The sequence below is a fragment of the Kribbella sp. CA-253562 genome, assembly GCF_050942265.1.
Classification (GTDB): domain Bacteria; phylum Actinomycetota; class Actinomycetes; order Propionibacteriales; family Kribbellaceae; genus Kribbella.
The window spans coordinates 327401-344336 of sequence record NZ_CP192049.1 but is presented as its reverse complement, the minus strand read 5'-3'; the positions used below and the strand labels follow the sequence as shown (position 1 = coordinate 344336).

The following is a 16936-nucleotide window of genomic DNA, read 5'->3' as shown; positions in this document are numbered from 1 at the left end:
TCGGTGATCTGGCCGCGAACGTCCCCGAAGGTCACTCACCCGACGCGGTCAGGGACAAGCTGCCGAGGGACGCGGATGTGCAGCACTCACAAAGCTGTCGCCCGGGACCGCGTTCAGGCGTGAAGTACCCGCGCCAGACGTCCTGCAGGTGGTTGGTGAGTGGTGGGGAGCCTCAGCCGCGGGGTGCGGCCGTCGCGGTGGTTGGGCACATCCGCCGGCGACAGTTCTCGACAGGCGGACGTGCACCACCCACCAAGCTCTCGGACCGGACAACCTCCAGGCGTGGAGTCTCCCTGGACAGCTTTCCCGCGGATGCTTGGTCGGTGGTGGGCGTCCGACTCAGCCGGCGTTTGGGCTGGTGCGGCGGTCTCCGGGTCGCCGTCGAAGCTGGCGAGCTCCTGTGCAAAGGGTCGAAGTCGCCGGCCGGCCACTCGGTGGTCTGTCCGCGAACATGGCCGGAGGCCGCTCGCCGGAAACACCGTCGGCGACAGCTGCCGAGGGAAGCGGACGTGCAGCACTCACCAACCCGTCGCGCGGGACCGCCATCAGGCGTGAAGTACTCCGGGACAGACGTCCTTCGGGCGGTTGGTGAGTGGTGGGCGTCCGGCTCAGCTGCGGGTGAGACCGTCGCGGTGGTCCGCATCATCCGTCGGCCGGGGTCTGTGATCACGGCCGTTTGCCGCCTAGTCATCCAACCACTCCGCGCCGATGGAGTCGCGGTGGTACCCCTGGTGATACCCGTTGACGCAGGCTCGGCCGGTCATGGGGTTCTCGCCGTCGCATCGTGCCGAGGGTTGCAGCCGAGGCCAGTCGGTCGCGTCGAGGTCCTCGTCGCTGGGTCGGCCACCCCACTCCACACCCACGCGGCCCGTCTCCTGTGTAGATGTCATGGGACGACGCTATGGAGCAAGCGAGAACAGTCGCCAGGTAGTTGCGACTAGTTGCCGCTGGCCATTTCGTCTTGCACGTTGATGATGATTGCGCGAGCGTCGCGACCGTAGAGCGCGGACTGTCGCAGCAGGTCGAACATGCGTGCGTACATCGCGATCTCCTGTGGCTGGGACACCTCGATGCTGGCCGTGGTGGTTTCGAGCGTGACGAGCTTGTCGTCGAACATCCAGAACCCCGCCGACCCGACCGCCTGGCGCTCGATCATCATCGGCACGATCCCGAGGGCGACGTTCGGAAGGGTCATCACGGTCAGCAGGCGGTCGAGCTGGCCGGCCATCGTTTCGGCCGTGCCGAACCATGTGCGCAGGGCGTTCTCCTCCAGCACGACGGTGAAGCGTCTTCTGCTCTCGTAGATGATGTTCTGGCGTTCCAGCCTGGCTGCGATCGCTTCGTCGATGTCGTTCTCGGCGTCGAGGAATCGCATCCAGAAGTTCAGCATCGCGCGGATGTAGTCCGCGGTCTGGAACAGGCCGGGGATCGCGTTGTGCTCGTAGATCCGGAACTGCTCGGCATGGTCGTAGGCGTCCTGGAAGGCGAGCATCAGGTGTTTCACGCCGGGTCGACTTCGCCGACGGAACTCGACGTACATCGATTCGATCGCCCGCGCCTGCGCGATGAGATCCTCAGCCTGCTGGTGGACGCCGCACACCTCGCACCACAACCGGATGTCCCGGTCGGTCGGCGTCTGAACGCCGTGCTCCAGCTTGCTGACGCGTGTGAAATGCCAACCGGTCGCGGCGGCCAGCTCGCGACCGGTCAGGCCGGCGTCTTTGCGCAGATTCCGAAGGCGGAGGCCGAGGGCTTCTTGGACCTTCCGAGCTGCGCTATTCGGGCTTGTACTCACCGTACGGCGTCGCCAGAGGCCACACCTGGTCGAATGCCTTGCGGCACATCCGCACAGTTGCGGTGTTCGTCGTGGTGGTCAAGGCGTTGTTCAGGCCATCTCCGGAATAGTGCAGGAAGACCACCCGCTCGTCGTCGAAGAGGTAGTAGTCGTTGCCAGGGAAGCAGAGCTCGGAGACCTGGCGCCTCGGGATGAAGCGGACGTCCTCGCCGGCCTCGATGATCGGATGCCCGATGGCCAAGGTCCAACGCTGGTAGGTGCTGAGCGGTTCGGAGACGATGCGAGCGCGCTGCACCGTGCGGCCCGCCGCCAGGTGGCCGCGGAGCGTGGTGCACCAGTCTTGGAGCCACTCGAGGTCGTCCGGTTCACCTGCGGCCCACTTCGCCATGTGCGGCAACTCGACCTCGGTGCCGTAGGCATCCCGCATCTCCAAGTGGATGGAGCTGCGCTTGAACGTCTTCAGCAGGTCTTGGAACTCGTCGTCGGTGATCTCGTCCATAGGTCCTACTTGAAGAACGGGATCATGCGGTCAGGGATCTCGACGGCGGTTTCGCCGTCCGGAAGGTCGAGCGCGGCCAGTGCGTCGGGGTCGTCGACGACCCATCCCTGCACCACCCAGCTTTCCCGGTCGGTTTTGTAGAGCGTGGGCGAGTTGGTGGGCTGCGAATCCGGGTCGCCGGCGATGAGAGTCAGCTTCATGAGGTCCCTGCTTCCGTCGTTGCGTGACCTTGCTCTGCCGAGTCTGGGGTTACTCATTGTTGCCTGTCACCGAAGTTGCTGGAAGTTGCGACGATCCGTCTCCGGCTGAGACGACCTGACCGTTGTGGGCGGCCAGCCCACCAGTCGCATGAACCCTTCAGTCCAGGCAGAACTCGTTGCCTTCGACATCCTGCATTGCCAGGCAGGACTCGTTCTTGTCGTCGGCGACGAGCAGTTGCACGCGGACCGCGCCGAGGGCCTCCAGTCGGGTGCCCTCTGCTTCGAGGGCTGCGATGCGCTGCTCGCCTACGAGTCCGGTGGCGACGCGGACGTCGAGGTGCACTCGGTTCTTGACGGCCTTGCCCTCGGGGACGCGCTGGAAGAAGAGTCGCGGGCCTACGCCGGTGGGGTCGACGCAGGCGAACGCCGCGCCTTGATCCTCGGCCGGCTGGGCGCGATTGAACTCGTCCCAGGTGGCGAAGCCTTCCGGAGGCGGCGGTACGACGTAGCCGAGTACCTCGCACCAGAAGCGGGCGACGCGCTCGGGGTTCGCGCAGTCGAAGGTGACTTGGAACTGCTTGACCGACGTCATGGGGCCACTTTAGAGGTGGCTTCAGGCCGCGGACAGCGCGCCGAGGACGGCCGCGAGGCTGTTTGGGTCGCGGCGGGCGATGTTGTGGCCGACGGGGATCTCGTGGAACTGCCAGGCCGGGTCGTCGCGCAGTCGTTCGGTCAGGGGGAGGAACGGGGTGCCTGGCCAGGCGCCGCCGCTGATGAAGGTTCGGGCGGGCCCTGGCCCACCGGTCAACTTGATCGACTGTACGAAGCTGGCCAGCGGATGTGGTCGCGCCCGAGGGTCCATACCGTCAGGGACCGCGACCCACCGACCGTCAGCACGGGCGCCGGCGATGAACAACTCGCGGAAGGTGTCGCTGGTCAACGACCAGCACGAATCGCCGTCCTCGGGGACGTAGGCGTCGATGAACACGAGCTGCTCGAGGCGATCGCCGAGTCTGTCCGCGACGCCGGCGATCACGAGCCCGGCGTAGCTGTGACCGCACAGCGCGAGGGGCCCTTCGCCGCTTCGCTCGACGATCTCGGCGACCTGGTCGATGTGGGTGTCGAGGTTCGGCGGGTCGAGGTCGGCCGGGCGGTCCGACTCCAGGCCCGAGAGGGTCACCGCCTCGACCTCATGACCCCCGCCGCGCAGCTCCGCGGCGACCGAGTCGAACACCCAGCCGCCCTGCCAGCCACCCGGCACCATCACGAACTTCACCGCACGATCGTAGGTGAGGCACCCAACGGCGGATCGTCGCGCTGCTCGGCGACGGGCCCGATTGTCCACAGAGAGGTCGGCGCCCACCGAGCCCGAGGGTTCGATTTAGGGTGATCCGGTGCTCACACGTGAGGTGGTTCAGAGGGACCTGACGGGCAACCAGCCGGCGGGACGGCTGTGGTACTCCCACCCGGCGACGCGCTGGTTCGAGGCCCTGCCGGTCGGGAACGGGAACATCGGCGGGATGGTGTACTCCGGCGCCGACGCGGAGCGGGTTCGGTTGTCCGCGGCTACTGCCTGGTCAGGCGCGCCGGGAGACAGCGACGTCAGCTCGACGGCGTTGAAGTACCTGCCGCAGATCCGGCGGCTGCTGCTGAGCGGCGAGTACGCCGAAGCGCAGGCGCTGGCTGATCAGCATCTGCCCGGCCGGCCGTCGTCGTTCGGCACGAATGTCCCGTTGCCGGAACTGGTCGTCGAGCACCGGGGCGACGGCGAGGTCAGCGGGTACGAGCGGTCGCTGGAGCTGGACGAAGCGATCGTGCGGTCGCGGTTCGTCAAACGTGGCGTGAGCTTCGAGCGCGAGGTGTTCGCCACCAACGTCGCCGGGGTGCTCGTGGCGCAGACCAGGAGCAGCGCGCCGGTGGAGCACACCGTCGGCTTCAGCGAGGACGCGATTCCTGCCGAGGTGACCACCGACGGCGAGACATTGGTACTGCGTGGGCACGCGTACGAGAGCCTGCACAGCAACGGCAAGGTCGGCAGCACGGTCGAGATCCACGCGAAGGTGCTGACCGACGGGAGCATCGAGGCCGGCGAGGACCGGCTGACGGTGAACGGCGCGACCACCGTCACGGTGATTGTTGCTGTGGGCACCGACTGGCGTGGCGCGGACCCGGCCGCACAGGCGCGGGCATTGCTCGCGGACCTGCCGGAGTACGACGTACTGAAGCAGCAGCATCGGGACGACCATGCCGGGCTGATGGGCCGGGTCGGACTGGAGCTCGGCGCGAGCGACGGCGCGGTCAGGGAGTTGCCGACCGACGAGCGGCGAGCACTGTTCGCGAAGGGCGGCGACGACCCGGAATTGGTTGCCTTGTACTTCCAGTACGGGCGCTACCTCACGATCGCCGGCTCGCGCGCCGACTCCCCGCTTCCCCTTGCGTTGCAGGGATTGTGGAACGACGGCCGCGCGTCGGGCGGTCCCTGGACGAACGACTTCCACCTCGACATCAACACCCAGCAGAACTACTGGGCGGCCGAGATCACCAACCTCGGCGAGTGTCACCAGCCGCTGTTCGGACTCATCGACGGGCTTCGGGCCAGCGGGAGCAAGACCGCCGCCGAGATGTACGGCGCGCCGGGCTGGGTCTCGCACACGGTCTCCAACGCCTGGAGCTACACTGCGCCGGGCTGGGGGCTCGGGTGGGGACTGCACGTCACGAGCGGGATCTGGATCTCTCTGCAGTTGTGGGAACACTTCGAGTACCACCGCGATCTGGGCTTCCTGGCGGACCGCGCGTATCCCGTACTGAAGGACGCGGCGCAGTTCTTCCTCGCCTACCTGACCGAGGACCCTGACACCGGCTACCTGCTCAGCGGGCCGTCGGACTCGCCGGAGAACTGGTACCTGACACCGGACGGCGAGAAGTGCTCGATCTCGCTCGGCAACACGACCGACCGGGTCCTGATCGAAGCCCTGTTCCGGGTCTGCACCGAGGCGTCGGAGCTGCTCGGCGTCGACGACGACTTCCGCGCGCAACTGGAAGCCGCCCGCGCCAAGCTCCCGCCGTTCCGGATCGGCAAGCACGGGCAGCTGCAGGAGTGGCTGCACGACTTCGACGAGGCCGAGCCCAACCACCGGCACACCTCGCACCTGATCGCGCTCTACCCCGAGCGGCAGATCACCCCGCGGACGACGCCCGAGCTGGCTCGCGCGGCGGAGGTGATCATCGAGCGCCGGCAAGGCGCCGACGGGTGGGAGCAGACCGAGTGGGTCGAGGCGAACCTGATCGCGTTCTACGCAAGGCTGCAGAAGGGGGATCTCGCGGTGCAGCACATCCGCCAGCTGATCGCGGACGCGAGCGAGGACAACCTGCTCTCGTACTCCGTGGCCGGCATCGCGGGGGTGGACGAGAACATCTACGCCTTCGACGGCAACTCCGGCGGGACCGGCGCGATGGCCGAGCTGTTCGTGCAATCGACCGGGACGGAGATCGAGCTGCTCCCCGCTCTGCCGGCTGCCTGGCCGACGGGGTCGATCACCGGGCTGCGGGCTCGCGGCGGCTACACCGTCGATCTCACCTGGGCGGACGGACAGTTCGTCAGCGCCGACCTGACGGCGGCCGCCACCTCGACTCCGCAGAAGGTGCGCGTGGGCGACGAGCTGATCGATCTCGACCTCGGCCCGGGCGAGACGGCCCGGATCGAAGCCCGTCGGTAGGACCCCCACCAGGTTCTAGCCTGAGCGCATGCGCCACGCTTCGCTCGGTCTGACAGCGGTCGTGCTCTGTGCGACCGCTGTCCTGACCGGCTGTGGTCCCCGGCCCGCCGCGGCCAAGGTCGGCATGACCGTCGACGACGCCGGCCGCCCGGTGATCGTGCTGCAGGACTGCAAGGAAGGCGACATGGTCGAGCTGCAGATCTTCGACGAGTCGCGCACCGGGCCGAGGTCGCCAGGGGACCGGGAGCTGCCGATCGCGGTCTACACGGCGAGGGAGGGATCCAAGTCGGTCCAGCAGCTCCCAGTCGCGACCGGCAGCGCCGACTGGGAGCCGGTCACGGTGGTCCCGGAGCTGCGGCCTGGTACGGCGTACAGGGTTCGCAGCTGGGGAGAGGGACACGAGTCGTTCGGTGGACTAACGGTCTTCACGCCGAACGACTTGAAAGCGCTGAAGCCGGGCGAGGTCCGGTACGCCGTACCGCGGATGTCGACGCCGGGGGTGTCACCGAACTACCAAGACGAGTACCGCGTGTCCTCGCTCGACGAGTTCACACCGTCCCAGTGCGACTGACCCGGCGCAGGGCCTAGCCCGCGACGAACTCCATCGGGTCCCCGAAGCCGAGATCGGTCACGCCGGCGGTGTGGAACGCGCCGACCAGCACGCAGCGCCGGTGGGCCGCGAAGGTGAGCACGTGCGCCACCATCCCGCCGTAGGTGAAGACTCTGGGTGGTTCGCAGGTGGTGTCGACGAAGCTGTCGTCGAACCGTCCCTCGTCGTTCAACCGATTGACCAGGGCAACGAACCGCGCGCCCGCGGAGGCATGCCGCTCACGGAGCTCGGGGATCGGTGTCGTCACCGGGCGACCGCACTCGGGCACCTGGAACGGCCGGTCCTCGACCGAGGCGAGCCACATCTCCTCCTGCCAGACCAGCCGGTCCAGCAAGTACCGGATCGACGTGTCGTCGTCGATCCCCTCGACCGACAGCTCGATCGGCCGGTCCAGCGCCGCGGCGTCGAGCCGGGCTCCCCGCTCGATCAGCTCGCCGGTGAGCCATACGTGGTGCTCGACCATCCGGACCAGAACGTCCATCCCCCTCACCTTTCTCCGCGCGGGCAGCCGCAACCCCGCTGGTGGCTGGAAGTGCACGCCGCTCGGTGCGGCCAGGAAGAACACCCGCGACGGCTCGCACCGCCAGGCGCGCGGCGACATCCCGTACGCCCGCGCGAAGGCCCGGGTGAACGCCTCGTGCGAGCCGTAGCCCGCGTCGACCGCGATCGGCAGCACCCCGACGTCCTCGGCCAGCAGCCGGTACGCCGCTCGCTCGAGCAGCAGCCGGCGCCGGAACGCGCCGGGCGACTCCCCGGCCGCCGCGCTGATCACCCGGTCGAAGTGGAACCGGGACAGGTACGCCCGGCGAGCGAGCGCGTCTCCGCTCGCCACCTCCCCGGAGCCGTCCAGGCTCTCCGCCACAGCCGCCACGAACTCGGCGTACACATCCTTCATGTCCCCACTGTGCCGCCTCGGCGAGCGGCCGGACTTGATCGAACTTGCGCAACCCGCCGTATGGGCGGTGCGGACTACTGCGGGATGTGTAGTAGTGTGAACGGCAGAGCACCGCCGGTCCGGTCTGAGGGGCCCGGGGCGGCGGTGCGCCGAGTGTGCGAGAGCGGGAGAGGTCGATGGATCCGAGCCAGTTGCTCAAGGGCGTGCTGGACCTGGCGGTGCTCGCCGTCCTGCGCGACGCCGACGGATACGGCTACGACGTGCTGCGGCGGCTGCGCGCCGCCGGGCTCGAGGACGTCGCGGACGCCTCGGTCTACGGGACGCTGCGGCGGCTGTTCGCGGCCGGCGCGCTGACGTCGTACGTGCAGCCCAGCGAGGAAGGGCCGCACCGCAAGTACTACGGACTGAACCAGACCGGACTGGACCTGCTGGCCGAGTCCACCAAGACCTGGAACCACTTCGCCGGCACCATGGCGGGCCTGCTGACCAAGAAGGAGGAGGCGGCGTGAACAGCACCCTGACCGGAACGATCGCGACCTATCTGGCGCAGGTCAAGGCGGAGCTGGCCGACCTGCCACCGGGTGAGCTGGAGGACGTGCTCGACGACGTCGCGAGCCACCTCACCGAGGTCGCGGCCGAGTTCGAGCAGGAGCCGACCGAGACCCAGCTCTGGGAGCGGCTCGGCACCCCCCGCCAGTACGCCGACGAGCTGCGTACCGCGGCCGGCTACCCCGCGTCGAACCGGCCGCCCGAGCAGGACAACGACGCCGCCGAGCGGTCGTTGCGCTGGGCAATCATCGCCGGGACGGCCGGACCGTTCCTCATGCTGATCGGCCTGTTCAGCGGGTCTCGCGAACCGGCCGGGTTCTTCCTGCTGATCGGCGTGGGCGTGTTGTTCGGCGCAGCCCTGCTCGGCCTGCGTGCCCTCGGCGACCGCAGCCCGCGGGTCGTGCTGGACACCCCGCGCGGCGCCCAGGCGGCGGAGTTCGTCCGCGGGCTGATCGCGCAGATCCCGCCGAACGTGCGCAGCGAACTGGTCAGCATCGGCCAGCCGGTCTGGTGGGTCGCTCGCGGCATGCTCGGCGGCGGCGGGTTCTTCGCGCTGTTCGGCGCCGGAGCCGTCGCGGTGGTCGGCGCGATCGCCGGCGCCGGGGTGTCGGTCTGGATCGGCCGGCGCAGCCAGCAGGACCGCCGCTGGCTCTGGTACGTCGTACCGCTGAACGTGGTCGCGATCCTGGCGGTGCCGGCGGCCCTCGCGGCGGGCTTCGTCGGTGGGTCGAGCGGGCTGTTCTCGTTCAGCAACTACGACGGCCGCTCGGGCTACCCGGTGTACACGTCGGGGCTCGCACTGGACGGCGAGCCGATCCAGAACCTGTACCCGTTCGACGAGCAGGGCCGGCAGGTCAGCGTCCGGCTGTACACGGAGAACGGCAAGCCGCTCAACCTGCCGCTGAACGACTGCAACGCCACCTACGGCCAAGGGGGAGCAACGGTCAGCAACCTGTTCCCGCAGGCCGTGATCGAGCCGCACGACGGAGGGCTCGAGCCGGATCCGAACGCGGAACCGACCGCGCCGGAGCAGTGCCGCGACACCACCAAGGCGCCGTTCGTCCCACCGCCGGTCCCGGCCACACCGACTCGCCCGACGGCCGGAACCACTCCGGCGCCGTCGACGACGCCCACACCGGTGCCGTCGGCAACACCCTCGGCGACTCCGCCGGCGACGCCGACCAGCAAGCCGACCACGCCGGGCGTGACACTGACCGTCACTCCGACCCGCTGACCTGCACGGGCTACAGCTGCGCCGCCCCCACCGGGTGGTAGCTGTAGCCCAGCTTGCGGTACAGCCCGATCGCCGCTTCGTTGCTCTTGTCAACCATCAGGGCAGCGCGTCCGTGCCGCTTGACCAGCTCGGCCGTCACGAACGCGCACACCTGGCGCGACAGCCCTCGTCCGCGCGCCGCCGGCAGAGTCGCGACGCCGGCCAGGAACCCGACCTCCGGCGCACTGCACGCGTCCGCCGCGACACTCAGCAGTCTCCCGGGCTCCACGTCCTCGTCCGCGATTCCGGCCCAGCGCAGCACGCCGCGCCCGCCCGGCCAGGCGTACGACGTCGGCGACGCCTCCTCGAGCAGCTCGGCCACGCCCGCGTCGTCCGCGAGCCACCACGCCGTCACCGTCTCGACCGGCGACTCCTCGGTCTGCATCCACCCGAACGTCGCCCGCAGGTTCAGCTCGGGGATCCGCTCGACCAGCCCGCGCACCAGCTCCTCGTCCCCGAACGGCCGGTACGCCGGACCGACGACGGCCAGCACGTCGCGGACCAGCGCGGCCGCGTCGTCGACCGGTCCACCCACCACGATCCGGTCGTGCCGGTTCAGCTCCGGAGCGACCACCGCCACGGCGTCCCCGGCGTACCAGGCGCGGCTGCCGTTGGTCAGTCCCTGGCCGGCCCACAACACCTTCACGTCCCCGTCGGCGGCCTTCGTCAGGTCTGCTGGGGTCAAGATTTCGCGCACTCAACCATTGTCGCCGCAGCCGATTCGGCGCGCGTCAGTGGTCCGTCCCGCGCTGGAGTGCGTACGGCGTGAGGTGGTGGTAGCCGCGCACCGAAACCCTACGAAGCCGGCGCACGCGGTACGCCGGGTGGCCGTCGAGCGCGGCGGCCAGTTCGCGGTCAGCCAGGACGCGGCCGGGTTTGCACTCCGACGTGAGCCGGGCGGCGAGGTTGACGGTCTCGCCGTACACATCGCCGAGGCGGATCAGGATGCCGCCGTACGCGAGGCCGATCCGGAGCTCGGGCAGATCGCCCGCGGCGGCGACCTGGTCCTGCAGTGCGAGAGCGATCTCGGCGCCCTGGGCGGCCGTGTCGGTGACGAACAGGACCTCGTCACCGATCGACTTGATCACCCGGCCGCCGTGCTGCGCGACGACGTCGGCGGTCAGGCCCTCGAACCGCTCGATCAGTTCGCCCAGCGCGGCCTCGCTCAGGCGGCGGGTCAGCCGCGTGTAGCTGACGATGTCGGCGAACCCGACCGCGCGCACGCCTCGGGCCAGCTCGTCGGAGCCCGCGACCGCGCGACCGGCGGCGGCTGCCAGATGCCGGCGCCAGACGTAGGTCTGCAGCTGTTCCATCGCGGGCAACAGCATTCCGGCGACCTCGATCGCCTCGTCCGCGGGCAGCTTCGCGTGCGCGAGGAAGTCGAGGAACATCGCGGACTGCCAGGACGCCAGCCGCGACTGCGTCTGGCCGAGCTTGCGCGCCAATGAGGACTCGACCGCGGGGTCGATGAACCCGTCGTCCTCGAGCGCCGCCACCAGCCGGAGCGCCTCCACGTCGTCCGCGGTGAACGCGACCTCGTCGTCCGGTACTGTCGCGAAGCCGAGCGCCCGCCACATCCGCTCGGCCCGCTCGGGCGAGATCCCGGCCCGCTCGGACACCTGGACCCGGGTGAACTCGCGCCGGCCGCCGAGCAGCGCCCGCTCGAACTCCTGCGCCAACCCCGCCAGGTCGGCGGCCGGACCGGAGGAGGGCGCGCCGGGCTCGGGCTCATCCGCCGGCCCAAGGGCGGAAGCATGGGGATCGGAGACGGGCGGATCGCCCGGGTCGGCGTCCGCGTCAGGCTTCGGCGCGGGGGCCACGGCGTTCGGCGATGGTGGCGTCGATGGCGTCGCGGAAGTTCGGCAGCCGGGTGGTCAGGTCGTCGAACTTCTCCCGGGTGAAGTGCAGCAGCTGCAGCCGGGACTTCGCCGTCACCGTTGCCGTTCGCAACCGGTTCTGCCGGACCGCGACCTCGCCGGCGATGTCACCGGGACCGAGCTCGGCGATCTCCTCGCCCTTGACCCGGACCGACGCCGTCCCGGACAGGATCAGGTACGCCGCGTCCGGCGGCGTCTGCTCCAGGATCAGCGACCACCCGGCCGGCACCGAGACCTCTTCGCCGGCCCGGAAGATGTCCTTGATCTCCCGGCCGGATAGGTCCGCGAACAACGGCAGGTCCCTGGGGGACGTCCTACCAAACGCCACGTCGATCCTCCGAGCCCGCCGGACCCAGCCCGGCGCCGCAGTCGATGTTTCCCGTCGGTAACTCTAACGCGTGAGCGCCCGCGGGGTCACCGGGATCCAGAACTCGGCTGATCAGCCCCGCCGCACCGAGATCAGCAGCAACGGCGGCCGGCGGCGATGGACGGCCAGGTGAGGGCTGCGTTCCACCTGGCCGGGCGAGGGCTGCGGCTCCCGCAACGCCTCCAGGACGAACCCGGCGGCCACCAAGGCCTCGACCGTCGAGCCGATGGTCCGGTGGTACTTGATCACGCCGTCGACGAACCAGGTGCGTTGCCGGAGGCCCTCATCGGCGTAGTCGTCCACGACCCGGTCGGCGGCTTCGACCGGTGCCGTCACCACCGGGTGCTCGACCGAGAAGACGAACTGCCCGCCCGGGACCAGCCAGCGCGCGACGCGCCCGACCAAACCGGTGAAGTCATCCACGTAGTGCAGCGCGAGACTGCTCACGACCAGGTCGAGCGACGACTCGGGCAGGTCGAGCTGCGCCAGATCCGCTTGTAGGTAACGGATCTGCGGATGCTGCACAGCCCGGCTCAGCATCGACGCCGACGCATCCACCGCGACCACCGAAGCGCCGGCCGCAGCAAGCCGTACGGCGAGACCGCCCTCGCCGCAGCCCAGATCGGCGACCCGAAGACCCGCCGCGGAGGGCAGCAGCGCCTCCATCGCCGGGATCTCCAGCTCGTCGTTCAGGCCGAGCCCGGTCCGGCGCAGCTCGCGGTACCCGGCCAGGAACGCCGGATCGTCGTACAGGGCCATCACAACCACCGGGCCAGGTCGTCGACGTCGATCATCGGCAACTGCCAGCGCAGCGCGAACTGCTCCAGGTCGGTCGCGTCCGCCATCACGCCGTCCGGCCGCATCACCTCGCAGCACACTCCGACCGGCGCCAGCCCGGCCGCCACGCACAACGCCACGGTCGCCTCGGTGTGGCCCTTCCGCTCGGCCAGCAATCCTGGCCGCGCGGCCAGCGGGAACACGTGTCCCGGTCGGAGGAAGTCCCCGGCCACAGCATCCGGTGAGGCCAGCCGGCGGATCGTCGCCGCGCGGTCCGCAGCGCTCACGCCCGTGCCGGGCAGCGACGCGAGATCGACCGGTACGTGCATCGCCGTTCCCTGCCGGTCGCCCTCACCGGGCATCGGCGGAATCTCCAACCGCTCCAGGACGTCGGCCGCGCAGGGGATCGTCGTGTGCCCACAGACCTGCGTCAGCAGGAACGTCATCGCTTCCGGCCGGAACCGCTCGCCGGCGAACACGACGTCCCCTTCGCCTTCGAGGGTCGGGTCCCACACCACGACGCCACCTCCGGCTGCCAATTGCGCCACCACCTTCTGGACCCCGACCTCGCCGCTCAGTTGCCCCGCCCACGGCAGCGCGGAGACGGCTCGCAGCAGCTCGGGCCCGTGCCCGGCGCGGGCCATCCGGGTGAGCAGATCGCTTTCCAGGTTCACGCGGTCGCCGACGGCCAGCGCGCCGAGCGTCGTACGGCGCAACGTGTTCGGGACGAGCACGACGGAGAAGCGGTCCTTCAGCACTTCGGCGACGGTCAGGCTGACGCCGTTCAGCGCGACCGAGGACTTGGCGACCAGCCGGGCCAGCAGCCGGTCGGCCGGCTTGATCCAGAGCCGTCGGCCGGCGGGCTCGTCGTCGATCCGCAGCACTTTGCCGACGCCGTCGACGTGGCCCTGGACCAGGTGCCCGTCGATCCGGTCGCCGGCCGCCAGCGGTAGCTCGAAGTGCACCCGGGTGCCGGCGACGACCCGGTCGAAGGTGCTGCGCCGGCGGGTCTCGTCGGTGAGCGTGGCGACGAGCTCGCCCGGCTCCACCGTCTGCATCGTCATCCGTACGCCGTCGAGGCAGACCGCGCCGCCCGCGGCCAACGGGACCGCCGGGTCGACGGTGACCCGGAGCGCCTCGGCGCCCACGTCCGCGACGACCGCGGTCCGTTCGATTCTTCCTGTGAACATGCGTCAGCTCCCGCGTCCAGAGATGACCAGGGACCCCGACGGAGTCCGAGCACGTGAGCGGGGTATCACCGCGTGGCCCCGGCCGCACCGGGTCACTCCGCACGCCGCGCGGAGCCGACGGGCCAGGGATCAGCTCCCAGCCGTCACACCTTGGAATCGCACCGCTTGCAGTAAACCACGCACCGGGGCGCAGACCTGGACAACGGGCTGAGCTGAACCGGTCTAGACGGCTAGCATCTGGGATCCGTGTGCCGTGCGTGCGGCGCTGCAAGCTCAGGGGTGGGCTCATGCGGATGGCTTTGCTGGGGATGGGCAGTCGGGGCGACGCGCAGCCGATGGCGGTGCTGGCGGCGGAGTTGCACAAGCGCGGGCACGACGTGGTGCTGGCGACGTCGTCCGATCTGGCGTGGATCGGCGGGGCGTTCGGCGTACCGACTGTTGATCTGGGGTTGAGTGCGCGGGAGTTTCTGGAGTCGGAGCAAGGGCGGCGATGGCTGGCGGCGGGCGACGTCGCGTCGTACGTGGGTTGGCTGATCGACTACAAGCACCGGATCGCGGATCAGCTGCACGCGGCGTTGCTCGAGCTCGTTGCCGACGTGGATCTGCTGGTGTCCGGAACCGCGACCGAGCTCGAAGGCGTGGTGATCGCGGAGAGCCGAGGGTTGCGGTACGTCGCGGTGCACCATGCGCCGCTGCGGCGGAACGCGGCGTTCCCGCATCTGCTGATGTCGACCGACGTGCTGTCACCGGAGCAGAACCTGGCGACGTACGACGAGGTGGAGCGGAACAGTTGGCCGCTCTTCGCGCCGTTCGTGAACTCGTTGCGGGCCAAGCTCGGTCTGCCGAGCACGGAGGAGACCAGCGCGCAGCGGCTCGCGCGGATCGGGGCGCTGGAGGTGCAGGCGTACAGCCGGTACGTCGTACCGGAGTTGGCTGAGTGGGATGCGCGTCGCCCGCTGACCGGGTTTCTGACGCCGACTCCGGCGCAACGGGCTGCGCTGCACGGGTCGTCGGACGACGGACTGCTGGAGTGGATCGCGGCTGGTGAGGCACCGGTGTACTTCGGCTTCGGGAGCATGCCGGTGCTCGATCCGGAGGCGGCGTTGGCGCTGATCGGCAAGGTGAGCGGCGCGTTGGGGGTGCGGGCGCTGGTCGGCGCCGGCTTCGCGACCGACGGATCGGCGGACGGTCAGGTCCGGATTGTCGCAGAGCTCGACCATGAGGCGGTGCTGCCGCTGTGTCGTGCCGCCGTTCACCACGGAGGAGCCGGTACGACGGCCAGTTCGCTGCGCGCGGGGCTGCCGACTGTCGTGTGCTCGGTCTTCGCCGACCAGCCCTTCTGGGGTGCGCAGCTGGTCCGTCGTGGGGTGGGCAGGACCTTGAGGTTCGCCGATCTCTCCGAGCTTGCCCTTCTCGACGCCCTCGAACCGGTGCTCACTGATCCCTACCGCCGACGCGCTGCCGATTTCGCCGAACGGCTGCTCTCCGAGCCGGCCGCCGATCAAGCGGCCACGGCGATCGAACACAGCTGCTGACCTGCTGTTCAGCCGTTGACCTGGTGCGGACCGGCCATTACGTTGATCGGGAGAAATCGATTTCCCACGGACTGCCTCCGCCCGCCCCTCGCTAGGAGACACGCATGCAGAAGCGTTTCGCCCTGGTCCTGGCCGCCGTGCTCGGCGCCGCCCTGCTGCCGGACTCCGCCTCGCCGCCGGCTCAGGCCGCGCCGGTGCCGTCGCCCGCCGTACAGGTCGCCAAGCTGACCGGTCTCGGCTCGATCAACGACACCGAGGACCGGTTCGCGCTGAAGGCGACCGACCTCGGAATCCTGTGGGACAACGGATCCGGCGAGATCCTGACCGCGTTCGGCGACAGCTACGGCACCGGCTGGACCGGTCCGGGTGGCGGCGTCGGCGATCCCGCGACCATCGACTGGCGCTGCAACCTGCTGTTCCGCAGCAAGGACCGCACGCTGGCCGACGGGATGACGCTCGACAGCGCCGCCGAGGACCGGCCCGGGCACGCCAAGCAGTTCCTCGACTGCAAGAAGGTCGATCGCGACGAGCACACGGTGATCCCGACCGCGGGCATCGCGGTCGGCAAGCGGCAGTACGTGCACTACATGTCGGTCAACTACTGGGGTCCGGCCGGCAGCTGGTTCACCAACTACTCCGGCTTCGCGTACTCCGACGACAACGGCGAGACCTGGACGAAGGATCCCTACGCCCGCTGGCAGAACAGCTCACAGTGGGACAACAACTTCCAGATGGCAGCGCTGGTCCGCGACCACGGCTACGTCTACATGATCGGTACGCCGAACGGCCGCTTCGGCAACGCCCAGCTTGCTCGCGCCCCGGAGCAGCAGGTGCTGACCAAGAACGCCTGGCGCTACTGGGACGGTCGCGGCTGGTCGGCCCGCGAGAGCGCCGCCGTACCGATCGCGATCGGGCCGGTCAGCGAGGTGTCGGTGCAGTGGAACGCGTATCTCGGCAAGTGGCTGATGATGTACCTGGACGAGCAGCGGGCGTCCGTCGTGTTGCGGTCGGCGACGTCGCTGACCGGGCCGTGGAGCGGCTCGCGGGTTGTTGCCAAGGGCACTGAGTTCCCAGGGCTCTACGGAACGTACATGCACCCGTGGTCTTCCGGTCCGGATCTGTACTTCACGATGTCGCAGTGGGATCCGTACAACGTGTTCCTGATGCGCACGAAGCTCTCGGACGACGGCTCGCCCGTCAATCTCGTCACCGATCCGGGCTTCGAGGAGCAGACCGGCACGACGCCGGCGGCGCCCTGGCAGCTGAACGGGCGCGGCGGAATCGACACGACCGATCTCAGCCGCACGGGCAAGAACAACGCCTATCTGCGCGACTCGATCGGGGCGCACTCGGTGCAGCAGAACGTGGCGGTGCGGCCGGGGCACAGGTACCGGTTGTCGGCGTGGGTGCGAACGGCGGAGAACAACCGGGACACGGCGATCGGCGTACGGACGCTGGCGGGTCGGACGATCAAGGCGGTGCGCGGCGGGGCGCATCCGGCGTACACGAAGGTCAGTGTGGAGTTCGACTCGGGGCGGGAGTCGTTGGTGCAGGTGTACGCCGGCTTCGTCGGGCACGGGCAGGATGTGTGGTTCCAGCTCGACGACGTGGTGCTGGAGGAGATCCGGTGATCCGCCGGGTCGGTGTGGTTGT

Annotated in this window: 18 protein-coding genes; 6 read left to right on the top strand and 12 right to left on the bottom strand. The window is 69.6% G+C overall.

Going from position 1 to position 16936, the window contains the following annotated elements:
• Positions 1–683: 683 nt before the first annotated feature.
• The 6 genes from ACQPXM_RS01735 to ACQPXM_RS01710 all read right to left on the bottom strand — a co-directional run bounded on the left by ACQPXM_RS01735 (position 684) and on the right by ACQPXM_RS01710 (position 3770).
• Positions 684–890 carry a hypothetical protein gene (locus ACQPXM_RS01735; RefSeq protein WP_432944023.1) on the bottom strand — a complete coding sequence of 69 codons (207 nt, stop codon included), beginning with the start codon at positions 888–890 and terminating at the stop codon, positions 684–686.
• Between the two features lie 47 nt (positions 891–937).
• Positions 938–1795: a helix-turn-helix domain-containing protein gene (locus ACQPXM_RS01730; protein ID WP_432944021.1), complete on the bottom strand. Its 858-nt coding sequence runs from the start codon at positions 1793–1795 to the stop codon at positions 938–940.
• Positions 1776–2294 carry a DUF6879 family protein gene (locus ACQPXM_RS01725; protein ID WP_432944019.1) on the bottom strand — a complete coding sequence of 173 codons (519 nt, stop codon included), beginning with the start codon at positions 2292–2294 and terminating at the stop codon, positions 1776–1778. Before ACQPXM_RS01725 ends, ACQPXM_RS01730 begins: the two co-directional genes overlap by 20 nt.
• 5 nt (positions 2295–2299) lie before the next feature.
• Positions 2300–2494 (bottom strand): hypothetical protein, encoded by a 195-nt coding sequence (locus ACQPXM_RS01720; RefSeq protein WP_432944018.1) that lies wholly within the window; start codon positions 2492–2494, stop codon positions 2300–2302.
• Positions 2495–2651: 157 nt separating this feature from the next.
• Positions 2652–3086: a VOC family protein gene (locus ACQPXM_RS01715; protein ID WP_432944016.1), complete on the bottom strand. Its 435-nt coding sequence runs from the start codon at positions 3084–3086 to the stop codon at positions 2652–2654.
• A 21-nt stretch (positions 3087–3107) separates the two neighbouring features.
• Positions 3108–3770 carry an alpha/beta fold hydrolase gene (locus ACQPXM_RS01710; protein WP_432944014.1) on the bottom strand — a complete coding sequence of 221 codons (663 nt, stop codon included), beginning with the start codon at positions 3768–3770 and terminating at the stop codon, positions 3108–3110.
• 118 nt (positions 3771–3888) lie between these two features.
• Between ACQPXM_RS01710 and ACQPXM_RS01705 the strand changes: the two genes are divergently transcribed.
• Together ACQPXM_RS01705 and ACQPXM_RS01700 are read left to right on the top strand one after the other, a co-directional pair.
• Positions 3889–6210: a glycoside hydrolase family 95 protein gene (locus ACQPXM_RS01705; protein ID WP_432944012.1), complete on the top strand. Its 2322-nt coding sequence runs from the start codon at positions 3889–3891 to the stop codon at positions 6208–6210.
• Between the two features lie 28 nt (positions 6211–6238).
• Positions 6239–6781, top strand: a complete 543-nt coding sequence (locus ACQPXM_RS01700) for a hypothetical protein (protein WP_432944010.1) — start codon at positions 6239–6241, stop codon at positions 6779–6781.
• Between the two features lie 13 nt (positions 6782–6794).
• Here the strand turns inward: ACQPXM_RS01700 and ACQPXM_RS01695 are convergent, their stop codons facing one another.
• A complete protein-coding gene (locus ACQPXM_RS01695) occupies positions 6795–7715 on the bottom strand; it encodes a helix-turn-helix domain-containing protein (RefSeq protein WP_432944008.1) in 921 nt (306 codons plus the stop codon).
• Between the two features lie 176 nt (positions 7716–7891).
• On the opposite strand from ACQPXM_RS01695, the gene ACQPXM_RS01690 reads away from it, so the two are divergent.
• The gene (locus ACQPXM_RS01690; RefSeq protein WP_077018034.1) at positions 7892–8224 is read left to right on the top strand and encodes a PadR family transcriptional regulator; all 333 of its coding nucleotides are present in this window, start codon (positions 7892–7894) and stop codon (positions 8222–8224) included.
• A complete protein-coding gene (locus tag ACQPXM_RS01685; RefSeq protein WP_432944006.1) occupies positions 8221–9498 on the top strand; it encodes a DUF1700 domain-containing protein in 1278 nt (425 codons plus the stop codon). The genes ACQPXM_RS01690 and ACQPXM_RS01685 overlap by 4 nt, the downstream gene beginning before the upstream one ends.
• A 10-nt stretch (positions 9499–9508) precedes the next feature.
• On the opposite strand, the gene ACQPXM_RS01680 is transcribed toward ACQPXM_RS01685, so the two are convergent.
• The 5 genes from ACQPXM_RS01680 to ACQPXM_RS01660 all read right to left on the bottom strand — a co-directional run bounded on the left by ACQPXM_RS01680 (position 9509) and on the right by ACQPXM_RS01660 (position 13748).
• Entirely contained in the window at positions 9509–10234 is a 726-nt protein-coding gene (locus ACQPXM_RS01680) for a GNAT family N-acetyltransferase (RefSeq protein ID WP_432944004.1), read from the bottom strand.
• A gap of 34 nt (positions 10235–10268) precedes the next feature.
• Positions 10269–11357, bottom strand: a complete 1089-nt coding sequence (locus tag ACQPXM_RS01675) for an adenylate/guanylate cyclase domain-containing protein (protein WP_432944002.1) — start codon at positions 11355–11357, stop codon at positions 10269–10271.
• Positions 11335–11706 carry a cyclic nucleotide-binding domain-containing protein gene (locus tag ACQPXM_RS01670; RefSeq protein ID WP_432944000.1) on the bottom strand — a complete coding sequence of 124 codons (372 nt, stop codon included), beginning with the start codon at positions 11704–11706 and terminating at the stop codon, positions 11335–11337. The genes ACQPXM_RS01675 and ACQPXM_RS01670 overlap by 23 nt, the downstream gene beginning before the upstream one ends.
• 147 nt (positions 11707–11853) lie before the next feature.
• Positions 11854–12540, bottom strand: a complete 687-nt coding sequence (locus ACQPXM_RS01665) for a class I SAM-dependent methyltransferase (RefSeq protein ID WP_432943998.1) — start codon at positions 12538–12540, stop codon at positions 11854–11856.
• On the bottom strand, positions 12540–13748 hold the full coding sequence (locus ACQPXM_RS01660) for a 3,4-dihydroxy-2-butanone-4-phosphate synthase (RefSeq protein ID WP_432943996.1): 1209 nt from the start codon (positions 13746–13748) through the stop codon (positions 12540–12542). The genes ACQPXM_RS01665 and ACQPXM_RS01660 overlap by 1 nt, the downstream gene beginning before the upstream one ends.
• Before the next feature lie 293 nt (positions 13749–14041).
• Here ACQPXM_RS01660 and ACQPXM_RS01655 point away from each other — a divergent pair, with 293 nt between their 5' ends.
• On the top strand, positions 14042–15283 hold the full coding sequence (locus ACQPXM_RS01655) for a glycosyltransferase (protein ID WP_432943994.1): 1242 nt from the start codon (positions 14042–14044) through the stop codon (positions 15281–15283).
• Between the two features lie 104 nt (positions 15284–15387).
• Positions 15388–16914 carry a DUF4185 domain-containing protein gene (locus ACQPXM_RS01650; protein WP_432943992.1) on the top strand — a complete coding sequence of 509 codons (1527 nt, stop codon included), beginning with the start codon at positions 15388–15390 and terminating at the stop codon, positions 16912–16914.
• Positions 16915–16936: the final 22 nt, after the last annotated feature.

Bases quoted from the DNA above. Each gene is read 5' to 3' on its own strand.
- ACQPXM_RS01650 (WP_432943992.1), top strand. From the start codon at position 15,388: ATGCAGAAGCGTTTCGCCCTGGTCCTGGCCGCCGTGCTCGGCGCCGCC.
- ACQPXM_RS01720 (WP_432944018.1), bottom strand. From the start codon at position 2,494: ATGAAGCTGACTCTCATCGCCGGCGACCCGGATTCGCAGCCCACCAAC.
- ACQPXM_RS01725 (WP_432944019.1), bottom strand. From the start codon at position 2,294: ATGGACGAGATCACCGACGACGAGTTCCAAGACCTGCTGAAGACGTTC.
- ACQPXM_RS01665 (WP_432943998.1), bottom strand. From the start codon at position 12,540: ATGGCCCTGTACGACGATCCGGCGTTCCTGGCCGGGTACCGCGAGCTG.
- ACQPXM_RS01655 (WP_432943994.1), top strand. From the start codon at position 14,042: ATGGCTTTGCTGGGGATGGGCAGTCGGGGCGACGCGCAGCCGATGGCG.
- ACQPXM_RS01695 (WP_432944008.1), bottom strand. From the start codon at position 7,715: ATGAAGGATGTGTACGCCGAGTTCGTGGCGGCTGTGGCGGAGAGCCTG.
- ACQPXM_RS01700 (WP_432944010.1), top strand. From the start codon at position 6,239: ATGCGCCACGCTTCGCTCGGTCTGACAGCGGTCGTGCTCTGTGCGACC.
- ACQPXM_RS01715 (WP_432944016.1), bottom strand. From the start codon at position 3,086: ATGACGTCGGTCAAGCAGTTCCAAGTCACCTTCGACTGCGCGAACCCC.
- ACQPXM_RS01660 (WP_432943996.1), bottom strand. From the start codon at position 13,748: ATGTTCACAGGAAGAATCGAACGGACCGCGGTCGTCGCGGACGTGGGC.
- ACQPXM_RS01735 (WP_432944023.1), bottom strand. From the start codon at position 890: ATGACATCTACACAGGAGACGGGCCGCGTGGGTGTGGAGTGGGGTGGC.
- ACQPXM_RS01690 (WP_077018034.1), top strand. From the start codon at position 7,892: ATGGATCCGAGCCAGTTGCTCAAGGGCGTGCTGGACCTGGCGGTGCTC.